Origin of the sequence: Dietzia sp. DQ11-44, from assembly GCF_014145205.1 — a bacterium.
In the GTDB taxonomy this organism is placed as follows: domain Bacteria; phylum Actinomycetota; class Actinomycetes; order Mycobacteriales; family Mycobacteriaceae; genus Dietzia; species Dietzia natronolimnaea.
In genome coordinates this window covers 1-10,097 of record NZ_JAALEC010000144.1, presented here as the reverse complement: position 1 = coordinate 10,097, position 10,097 = coordinate 1, and the positions used below count along the sequence as shown (strand labels likewise).

The window sequence follows — 10,097 nt, the reverse complement described above, 5'->3', positions numbered from 1 at the left end:
CGCCCCCGCCCCGGCCCCCGGTCCGGGTCAGGGCCCCGCGACGCTCGTTCCCGGGGTGCCCGTGCCGCTTCCGTCCAACCTGATCCCGCCGCCGCCCCCCGGTATGCCGGTCATCCCGCTGCCGCTGGACGGGCTGCGGATCTCGACGACGCTGCAGATCCCGATCGACACCCAGCGGATCCAGGACTTCCTGGCGCCCACCACGGGTCGGCCGCAACCGGGCGAGGTCGACGGGACGGGCCCGGCGCCGTCACCGACACGGACCACCGTGACCCAGGTCCCGACGTCGGGGCCTGCGGCCACCAGCGCTCCGGCGACCACCCAGCCCACCAACTGACCCCCTCCCCGGTGGGGCGGAACGGGGAGGTAATTGCGGACCCCCAGTGGTCGCGGACCGGTCGTGGCCGCGGCCCGGCGGGTCAGCGACGCCAGTAGAGACGACGCGGGCGCATCGTGCGCACCGCGTCGGCGTATCCGCGGCAGTAGTCCCACGAGACGTAGTCGTCCGGGATGGGGTCGAACGCGGGCTCGTGGGGCAGGAGTGAGCCGTCCTCCAGGAGCTGCATGAGGTTGGCGCGGAGCATGTCCCACTCGTGGTAGTGCTCCTCCGCGCAGTCCTCGCACTGCACGGCCACCCCCTTGACGCCGGTGGGGGCCAGGAGTTCGCGGAACTCCGCGAGATCGGCGAGGTCCTCCTCGATCGCACGGCGTTCCTCCGCGTCGAGCGGCCCGGAGGGGATGCCGTCGTCCACGGGGTCGAGCCCGGCCAGTTCCGAGGTCGGATCGTCCGGATCGCCGGCGAACGGGTCGGGCGGCATTCCGTGCCGTAGGGGATCGTTCACGCTCCCACCGTACCCGTGGGCACCACCTGGCGGGGCCGACGGTTCGAACCCGGGACCCCGGACGCACTATCCTCGGACTCCAGACCCAGACGACCCCCAGGAGGACGGCAGATGAGCGAGTCGCGAGGCCCCGTGCGCACCGGCGGCGACGATCCCACCAAGGTCGCCATGGTGGGCCTGACCTTCGACGACGTGCTGCTGCTCCCGGCCGCCTCCGAGGTGGTCCCCAGTGAGGTCGACACGAGCACCCGGCTCACCCGGGACATCACGTTGCGGGTGCCGCTCGTATCGTCCGCGATGGACACCGTCACCGAGGCCCGGATGGCCATCTCCATGGCCCGCCAGGGCGGGATCGGGGTGCTGCACCGCAACCTCTCCGTGGCCGACCAGGCGGCCCAGGTGGACACGGTCAAGCGGTCGGAGGCGGGCATGGTCACCGACCCGGTCACCTGTGCTCCCGCCAACACCCTCGCCGAGGTCGACGAGATGTGCGCCCGTTACCGGATCTCCGGCCTGCCGGTGACCGACGAGCGGGGCGAACTCGTGGGCATCATCACCAACCGGGACATGCGTTTCGAGGTGGACAAGTCGCGTCGGGTCGACGAGGTCATGACCCGCGCACCGCTCGTCGTCGCGCGGGAGGGTGTCACGGCGGAGGCCGCCCTCGGACTCCTGCGACGCCACAAGATCGAGAAGCTGCCGATCGTGGACGGCGACGGTCGCCTCACCGGGCTCATCACGGTCAAGGACTTCGTGAAGACCGAGAAGCACCCGGACGCCACCAAGGACTCCGACGGTCGACTGCGCGTGGCCGCGGCGATCGGGACCGGCGAGGACGCCTGGCAGCGCGCCGGGACCCTCACCGACGCCGGTGTGGACGTCCTCGTCGTCGACACCGCCCACGCCCACAACCGCAACGCACTCGAGATGGTCGCCCGCGTCAAGCGTGAGCTCGGCGACCGCGTCCAGGTGATCGGCGGCAACCTCGCCACCCGCGGCGCGGCCCAGGCCATGATCGATGCGGGCGCGGACGCGATCAAGGTCGGCATCGGTCCCGGCTCCATCTGCACCACCCGCGTCGTCGCGGGGGTGGGGGCCCCGCAGATCACCGCGATCCTCGAGGCCTCCGTGGCGGCCCACGCCGCGGGCGTCCCCGTGATCGCCGACGGCGGAATGCAGTACTCGGGGGACGTGGCCAAGGCGATCGCGGCCGGGGCGTCGGCGTGCATGTTCGGTTCGCTGCTCGCGGGCTGCACGGAGTCGCCCGGGGAGCTGATCTTCGTGGACGGCAAGCAGTACAAGGTCTACCGGGGGATGGGGTCGGTCGGCGCGATGCGCGGCCGGGGCAAGCCGGGGCAGGAGAAGTCGTTCTCCAAGGACCGCTACTTCCAGGACGACGTGCTGTCCGAGGAGAAGCTCGTCCCCGAGGGTATCGAGGGACGGGTGCCGTACCGCGGCGACGTCGCGCAGGTCCTGCACCAGCTCACCGGTGGACTGCGCGCGGGGATGGGGTACACGGGATCGGCCACGATCCCGGACATGAACCGCGCCCAGTTCGTCCAGATCACGGCGGCGGGGCTTAAGGAGAGCCACCCCCACGCGATCCAGATGACCGTCGAGGCCCCCAACTACAACGTCAAGGACTGAGGGCGCGTGCGCAACGTCGTGGAGATCGGAATGGGCCGTGAGGCCCGACGGATGTACGGGCTCGGCGAGGTGGACATCGTCCCCTCCCGACGCACCCGCAGCTCCAAGGAGGTGTCGACGGCCTGGCAGATCGACGCCTATCAGATGGACCTGCCCGTGATGACCCACCCGACCGACGCGGTGGTCTCACCCGAGTCGGCGGTGGAGTTCTCGAGGCTCGGTGGCCTGGCCGTCCTCAACGGAGAGGGCCTGTGGGCGCGCCACCAGGATCCGGAGGCCGCGATCGCCGAGCTGCGCGAGCTCGCTCTCGAGGACGTGACCGGCCACCGGGCCGTGGCGCGTCTCCAGGAGCTGCACCGCGCCCCGATCGACCGCGAGCTGCTCGCGGCGGCGGTCCGGCGGATCCGGGACGAGGGCGGCACGGTCGCGGTCCGGGTGTCCCCCCAGCACGCGCGCGACCTCACGCCCGGTCTGGTCGCGGCCGGGATCGACCTGCTCGTCGTCCAGGGCACCATCATCTCCGCCGAACACGTGAGCGGCGAGGACGAGCCGCTGAACCTCAAGGACTTCATCCACGAGCTCGACGTGCCGGTGATCGCCGGCGGCGTGGTGGACTACAAGACCGCCCTGCATCTCATGCGCACGGGTGCGGCCGGTGTGATCGTGGGTTACGGCGGCGTCGAGGGGGTCACCACCACGGGTTCCGTGCTCGGGATGGAGGTCCACATGGCCACCGCGATCGCCGACGCGGCGGCCGCGCGACGCGACTACCTGGACGAGACGGGGGGCCGGTACGTGCACGTACTGGCCGACGGCGACATCTACACCTCGGGTGACATCGCCCGTGCGGTGGCGTGTGGCGCCGACGCCGTGGTGTTGGGTCCGTTGCTGGCCGGGTCGTTGGAGTCCCCGGGGCGGGGTGTGTACTGGGACGCCGTGTCCGCCCATCCCAAGGTCCCCCGTGGACACGTGGCGGAGATCGACGACGAGACGGCCCTGGCGCCCCTGGCAGAGGTCCTGGAGGGGCCGACGAGCGTCCCGGACGGAACCCGGAACCTCATGGGTGGCCTCCGTCGCGCGATGGCCAAGTGCGGGTACTCGGACGTCAAGGGATTCCAGAAGGTGGACCTGTCCGTCCGCCCCTGACGCGGTGGACAAAACGGGAGCTACTGTCGGGTAGGTTCTTGGTGCTCGGGTACTGTGACCTACACCTCGACCACCAGGGAGCCCCACCATGACGACATCGACGCCGTCGCCCTCGACCACCGCCTCCACCGGGAGTCCCGACACGGACGTCCTCGTCGTCGGGTCCGGATTCGGCGGAAGCGTCACCGCTCTGCGCCTGTCGGAGAAGGGGTACCGCGTCACGGTCGTCGAGGCCGGCCGACGGTTCGAGGACTCGGACTTCCCCAAGACCTCGTGGCGGCTCAACCGGTACGTCTGGGCGCCCAAGCTGAAGTTGTTCGGTCTCCAGCGCGTGCATCTGCTGCGCGATGTGATGGTCATGGCGGGGGCGGGCGTCGGCGGTGGCTCACTCAATTACGCCAACACCCTCTACAAGCCCAACTCCCCGTTCTTCAGGGACCGGCAGTGGGGCCACATCACCGACTGGGAGGACGAGCTCACCCCGTTCTACGATCAGGGGCGCCGGATGCTCGGTGTGGTCACCAACCCCACCCATACCCATTCCGACGACGTCATGAAGGCCGTCGCACGGGACATGGGCGCCGAGGACACCTTCGTCTACACGCCGGTCGGGGTGTTCTTCGGGGAGAAGACCGGGGGAGAGGGCAAGCCCGGCGAGACCGTCCGCGACCCGTACTTCGGGGGTGTGGGGCCGGATCGGACCGCCTGTATCGAGTGCGGCGAGTGCATGACCGGCTGCCGGCACGGGGCCAAGAACACCCTGCTCAAGAACTACCTCGGCCTGGCCGAGCGGGCCGGGGCCCGGGTTCTCGACCGCACGACCGTCAGTGGCGTGCACGAGCGTGCCGACGGCACGTGGGAGGTGACGCTCGAGCGCACCGGAGCCTGGACCAGATGGGGTAAGCGCACCACCACGGTCACCGCCTCGCACGTCGTGATGGCCGCCGGAACCTGGGGCACCCAGCATCTGTTGCACTACGCCAAGGACGACGGCTCGCTGCCCCGGCTCTCGCCGGCGCTCGGGAAGCTCACCCGCACCAACTCCGAATCGATCCTCGGGGCGATGCGCCCCAATTACCTGCCGGAACAGGATTTCTCGGAGGGCGTGGCGATCACGTCGTCGTTCCATCCCCGGCCGGACACCCACATCGAGCCCGTCCGCTACGGCAAGGGCTCCAACGCCATCGCGATCCTGCAGACCCTTCTCACGGACGGGGACGGGCCGCTCCCGCGGTGGCGCACCCTGGTGAACGAGATCCGGCGCAAGCCGAGCATGTTCCTGCAGCTGTTCTACCTGCGGCGGTGGAGCCAGCGGTCGGTGATCACCCTGGTCATGCAGAACCTCGACAACTCCCTGGAGACCTCGGTCAAGCGTCGCGGGCCGTTCCGGTACGTCACCAGCAAGCAGGGCCACGGCGAGCCCAACCCGACCTGGATCCCCGCGGGCAACGAGGCCACCCGGCGGATCGCCGAGAACATCGGCGGACTGGCCGGCGGGACGTGGGGCGAGATCGCCAACATGCCGATGACCGCGCACTTCCTCGGCGGATGTGCGATCTCCGATTCGCCGGACAGTGGCGTCGTGGACCCCTACCACCGGGTGTGGAACTACCCGACGATGCACATCGTGGACGGGTCCGCGATCTCCGCGAACCTCGGGGTGAACCCCGCGCTGAGCATCACCGCGCAGGCCGAGCGGGCCATGTCGCTGTGGCCCAACAAGGGTGAGGCCGACCCCCGGCCCGCACAGGGCGAGCCCTACGAGCGCGTGACCCCGGTGGCGCCCGTGTCGCCGATCGTCCCGGAGGCGGCGCCCGGCGCGCTGCATCTGCCGATCGTCGGTGTCTCTAGCGGGGGTGCTCCCGCTCGCGCGTGAGCTCGAGCAGTTCCTCGAGCCCGGCCCCGATCCCACGGGCGATCACGTCCGGGTCGGGCACGAGGTGCTCGCACGAGATCACTCCCAGGTCGAGGTGGCCGTCGATCGACACGCTGGTCACCGACAACCCCGCACCGTGGAGCAGCGGGCCGAAGGGGTGCATGTGGGTGATCCGTGCGCCGAGGAAGTAGAGCGGCTTCCGGGGCCCGGGCACGTTGGAGATGATCAGGTTGTAGATCACCGGGTGGACGTCGGCGAGTCTGAGCGCCTCGTACACCCGCATGCCCATGTCGAGGAGGCCGCGGGGGCTCATCCGGCCCCAGTTGTCCAGCAGGGCCGGTCGGATACTCCCGGCCTGCTCCTTGGCGGTCGCCGACGCGTCGACTATCCGGTGGAACCGCTCGACGGGATCGGGCACATCCGTCGCGAGGGACGCGAACATCGCCGAGACCTGGTTCGCGCCGCCGGTCGTCAGATCCGCGCGGGTGGACATGGGGACGATCGCGACCATCGACGCGTCCGGGGCGTCGCCGTGCTCCTCGAGGTAGGACCGGACCGCGCCGCCGACCACGGTGAGCAGGACGTCGTTGACCGTGCCGCCCAGGCGCGTGGTGACCTCCTTGACGGCCCGCAGGTCGAGCGTCACCGTGGCCACCGCGCGGTGCGGGGTCAGGGAGCGGTTGAACAGGGTCCGCGGCGCGGTGAAGGGGGCGGGCATGGACCGTCCGCCGTCCTCCCGGCCCCGGGCCCGCTTCATCGCCCCCGGTACGGAGAGCGTCTCGGGCAGGAGGCGGAGGAGCGCCAGGGGTCGGCCGATCAGATCCCGCGCGCCCCCGGCGATGAGTTGGACGGTGTTGGCGCGGCCGACGTGGGTCCGGACCAGTGCGGGATCCTGGATGGGCGTGGAGGCGTCCGTGGCCGCGAGGGTGGCGAGCAGTTCGGCACCCAGCATGCCGTCGATGAGCGCGTGGTGGACCCGGCAGAACGCGGTGACGGTGGGGGCGGCCGGGTCGCCGCGCTCGATGATCCACACCTGCCACAGCGGGTGGGAGCGGTCCAGTGGTGTCGAGGCGAGTCGCCCGCACGTGGCCAGTAGCTCGTCCTCGCCGCCGTCCGGATCGAGCCGGATCCGGTGGACGTGACGGGTGATGTCGAAGTCGAAGTCCTCCACCCACGCCGGGTGTCCCAGGTTCAGGCGGGAGTCGTGGATCCTGCGCCGGAACGGCGGGATGGCCTTGACCCGCCGGGCGAGCCCGGACCGGAGGCGCTCGAAGGAGTACCCCTCGTCGATGGTGGAGACGTCGAGGTGCACCACCCCGTTGATCACCATCATCTGCTCGTCGGTCTCGAGGTACAGGAAGCTGGCGTCGAGGCCGCTCATCCGTTCCACGGGTCACCCCTCCTCGGTCGTCGTGGACCCCGGCGGGGTCGAGACCGTCGCCCCGGCGTCCCCCGCCCCGGCCGCCGTCTCCCGGGTCAGTTCGAGCAGGCGGTCCATCGATTCCCGCAGCCCGGTGGCGATGAGTCCGGGGTCGGGCACGAGGTGCTCGCACGCGTTGATCCCCACGTCGAGCCGATCGCCGAGGGACATCGCCGTCACGGACAGCCCGGAACCGTGCATCAGCGGGCCCAGCGGGTACATGTGGGTCACCCGCGCGCCGAGGAAGTCCGGTGTCTTTCGGGGGCCGGGGAAGTTGGAGACGCTGAGGTTGTGCACCACCGGGTGCAGGTCGGCGAGGTGGAGGTCCCCGTACAGGCGCATCACCAGCGACAGGGCGCCGGACGGCGCCAGCGTGGCCACGTCCTGGATGAGGCCCGGGCGCATCCCACCCCGGGCCCGCCTCTTGCCCCGCCGGGTCCGCCGGGCCACCGCCCGCAGCCGCTCGAGCGGGTCCTGGATGTCGGTCCCCAGCGACGCGAACAGCACGGTCACCCGGTTGTTGCCCTGGGTCCCCTCGTCCCCGCGAGTCGACACGGGCACGACCGCCACGAGTGGCTTCTCGGGGAGGTCGTCGTGGAATCGCAGGTACCGACGTAGTCCGCCGCCCACCACGGTCAGGAACACGTCGTTGACCGTCACCCCGAAGGCGTTCTTGACCTCCTTCATCTCCGTCAGGTCGAGCGAGGTGCCCCGGACCGCCCGGTGCGGGGTGATCGTCGCGTTGAACCGGGTCCTCGGGGCGGTGAACGGCGCGGCGCCGGGGATCGGGGTGGTCTGCGCCGCGTCACCACCGTCCTCCACCGCCTCCGCCGCGTTCCCGCCGGACCTCCTCGTGGCCGTGGCCCTGCGCAGTCTCCACGGCAGCATCGCGGCCTCCGGGACGAGCCGGGCGAGGGTGAGTGGTCGGCGCACGGAGAAGTCCCACAGGCCGCCTGCGACCAGTCCGATCGGATTGGCCCCACCGGCGTGGACCCGCACCGGGTCGAGATCACGGGCGGACGGGGTGGTCCCGGCCCCGCCGAGCTTCCGCAGGACCGCCGCGGCGCTGGTCCCGTCGAGCAGCGCGTGGTGGGCGCGGAAGAACACGGCCACCGTGTCCGGGTCGCCAGGCCCTCGAGGACCCACATCTCCCACAGCGGCCTCGACCGGTCGAGCGGGCGACTGCTGAGGCGGCCGCACATCTCGAACACGGCGTCGTCGTCACCGGGCGGCTCCACGTCGACGCGTCGGACGTGCCGCGTCACGTCGAGGTCGTATTCCTCGACCCATGCCGGATGCCAGAGGTTCAACACGGAGTCGTAGATCTTGCGGCGGAACGCGGGGATCTCCTTGACCCGACGGGCGAGTTCCGTCCGGAGTCGCTCGAAGCTGTACGCGGACCCCTGGTCGGAGACGTCCACCACGAGGATCCCGCCCACGACGAGCATCTGCTGCGCCGTCTCCAGGTACAGCAGGCTCGCGTCGAAGCCGGTCATCCTCTCCATCGGTGCCCTCCCGGTCGATGGTCACGGCCGAGGACGACCCCGGTCGTGATGTGATCCATTGTGAACACCCCGGGGGCGGAAGTGGCCGAGTTCGGCGGAGTGGCCACGGGGCCTAGACTCTGGTCCGTGGCCGAGAACGCACAGACCGACTCCCAGATCACCGCCGGATCCACAGGAGCCCCCGCCCCGCCCCGGCCGGTGCTCGTCGTGGACTTCGGCGCCCAGTACGCGCAGCTCATCGCGCGACGGGTGCGCGAGGCGCGGATCTACTCCGAGGTGATCCCGCACACCGCGACGGTAGAGGAGATCAGGGACAAGGACCCGGTGGCGCTGATCCTGTCCGGGGGGCCGGCCAGCGTCTACGCCGACGGTGCCCCCGCGCTCGACCCGGCCGTGCTCGAACTCGGGTTGCCGGTCTTCGGCATCTGTTACGGCTTCCAGTCCATGGCGGGTGCGTTGGGGGGCGAGGTCGCGCACACCGGCAACCGCGAGTACGGGCGCACCGAGGTGGGCGTGTCCGGCGGGGTGCTGCACGCGGGACTGCCCGCGACCCACCCGGTGTGGATGAGTCACGGCGACGCGGTCACGTCGGCGCCCGAGGGGTTCACGGTGACCGCCTCGTCCGCCGGTGCCCCGGTCGCGGCGTTCGAGTGTGTCGATCGACGGATGGCCGGCGTCCAGTACCACCCCGAGGTGCTGCACTCGCCCCACGGGCAGCAGGTGCTCACCCGGTTCCTCACCGAGATCGCGGGCCTGGAGCCCACGTGGACCGCGTCCAACATCGCGGAGCAGCTCGTGGAGGCCGTCCGCGAGCAGATCGGCGAGGGTCGCGCGATCTGCGGTCTGTCCGGCGGCGTGGACTCCGCCGTGGCGGCCGCGCTGGTCCAGCGGGCGATCGGAGACCGGCTGACCTGCGTGTTCGTTGACCACGGGCTGCTGCGCGCGGGCGAGCGGGAGCAGGTGGAGAACGACTTCGTGGCCGCCACCGGAGCCCGCCTCATCACGCTCGACGACTCGGAGATCTACCTGGGCCACCTCGCCGGGGTCAGCGACCCCGAGACCAAGCGCAAGATCATCGGCCGCGAGTTCATCCGGTCGTTCGAGCGGGCCGTGACCCAGGCCCTCGAACTCGAGGATTCCGGCGACAGCGCGGACTCGTCGGTGGACTTCCTCGTCCAGGGGACCCTTTACCCGGACGTCGTCGAGTCCGGCGGCGGCGCGGGGACGGCCAACATCAAGAGTCACCACAACGTGGGCGGCCTGCCGGACGACATCGAGTTCTCCCTCGTGGAGCCGCTGCGCCTGCTCTTCAAGGACGAGGTCCGCGCCGTGGGCCGGGAACTCGGGCTGCCGGAGGCGATCGTCGGCCGGCACCCCTTCCCCGGGCCGGGCCTGGCCATCAGGATCGTCGGCGCGGTCGATCAGGATCGGCTCGACACCCTGCGCGCGGCGGACGCGATCGCGCGCGAGGAGATGACCGCCGCCGGGCTCGACGCCTCGGTGTGGCAGTGCCCGGTCGTGCTGCTGGCCGACGTGCGCTCGGTGGGGGTCCAGGGCGACGGCCGCACCTACGGCCACCCGATCGTGCTGCGCCCCGTGAGCTCCGAGGACGCCATGACCGCGGACTGGACGCGTGTGCCGTACGAGACGCTCGCCCTGAA

General features: G+C 71.0%; 7 protein-coding genes and 2 pseudogenes. 5 read left to right on the top strand and 4 right to left on the bottom strand.

All coding sequences use genetic code 11. The features are described 5' to 3' along the window. Positions 1 to 337, top strand: a pseudogene (locus tag G6018_RS04525) (hypothetical protein); the annotation flags it as partial. A gap of 82 nt (positions 338 to 419) precedes the next feature. Here G6018_RS04525 and G6018_RS04520 read toward each other — a convergent pair. After that, positions 420 to 818, bottom strand: coding sequence for a DUF5319 domain-containing protein (locus G6018_RS04520; RefSeq protein WP_179526160.1), 399 nt, complete (start codon positions 816 to 818; stop codon positions 420 to 422). Between the two features lie 135 nt (positions 819 to 953). Between G6018_RS04520 and guaB the strand changes: the two genes are divergently transcribed. From guaB to G6018_RS04505, 3 genes are all read left to right on the top strand, one after another. Beyond that, on the top strand, positions 954 to 2,489 hold the full coding sequence (guaB, locus tag G6018_RS04515; RefSeq protein WP_182609355.1) for an IMP dehydrogenase: 1,536 nt from the start codon (positions 954 to 956) through the stop codon (positions 2,487 to 2,489). A 6-nt stretch (positions 2,490 to 2,495) separates the two neighbouring features. Further along, positions 2,496 to 3,635, top strand: a complete 1,140-nt coding sequence (locus tag G6018_RS04510) for a GuaB3 family IMP dehydrogenase-related protein (RefSeq protein ID WP_179524693.1) — start codon at positions 2,496 to 2,498, stop codon at positions 3,633 to 3,635. An 88-nt stretch (positions 3,636 to 3,723) separates the two neighbouring features. Next, positions 3,724 to 5,511 (top strand): GMC family oxidoreductase, encoded by a 1,788-nt coding sequence (locus G6018_RS04505; protein ID WP_182617170.1) that lies wholly within the window; start codon positions 3,724 to 3,726, stop codon positions 5,509 to 5,511. Here the strand turns inward: G6018_RS04505 and G6018_RS04500 are convergent. The 3 genes and pseudogenes from G6018_RS04500 to G6018_RS17525 all read right to left on the bottom strand — a co-directional run. Beyond that, positions 5,483 to 6,892, bottom strand: coding sequence for a wax ester/triacylglycerol synthase family O-acyltransferase (locus G6018_RS04500; protein ID WP_241731147.1), 1,410 nt, complete (start codon positions 6,890 to 6,892; stop codon positions 5,483 to 5,485). The genes G6018_RS04505 and G6018_RS04500 overlap by 29 nt on opposite strands. Before the next feature lie 12 nt (positions 6,893 to 6,904). Further along, positions 6,905 to 8,044, bottom strand: coding sequence for a WS/DGAT domain-containing protein (locus tag G6018_RS17530; protein ID WP_347237795.1), 1,140 nt, complete (start codon positions 8,042 to 8,044; stop codon positions 6,905 to 6,907). A gap of 68 nt (positions 8,045 to 8,112) precedes the next feature. After that, a pseudogene (locus tag G6018_RS17525) lies at positions 8,113 to 8,379 on the bottom strand (wax ester/triacylglycerol synthase domain-containing protein); the annotation flags it as partial. Between the two features lie 213 nt (positions 8,380 to 8,592). Between G6018_RS17525 and guaA the strand changes: the two are divergent. Continuing rightward, positions 8,593 to 10,097 (top strand): glutamine-hydrolyzing GMP synthase (guaA, locus tag G6018_RS04490; RefSeq protein WP_182638893.1); only part of this gene is annotated, 1,505 nt, incomplete at its 3' end.

What these genes read in the sequence shown, in the direction of transcription:
- guaB (WP_182609355.1), top strand. Translation starts at nt 954, where the DNA reads ATGAGCGAGTCGCGAGGCCCCGTGCGCACCGGCGGCGACGATCCCACC.
- G6018_RS04505 (WP_182617170.1), top strand. Translation starts at nt 3,724, where the DNA reads ATGACGACATCGACGCCGTCGCCCTCGACCACCGCCTCCACCGGGAGT.
- G6018_RS04520 (WP_179526160.1), bottom strand. Translation starts at nt 818, where the DNA reads ATGCCGCCCGACCCGTTCGCCGGCGATCCGGACGATCCGACCTCGGAA.
- G6018_RS04500 (WP_241731147.1), bottom strand. Translation starts at nt 6,892, where the DNA reads ATGAGCGGCCTCGACGCCAGCTTCCTGTACCTCGAGACCGACGAGCAG.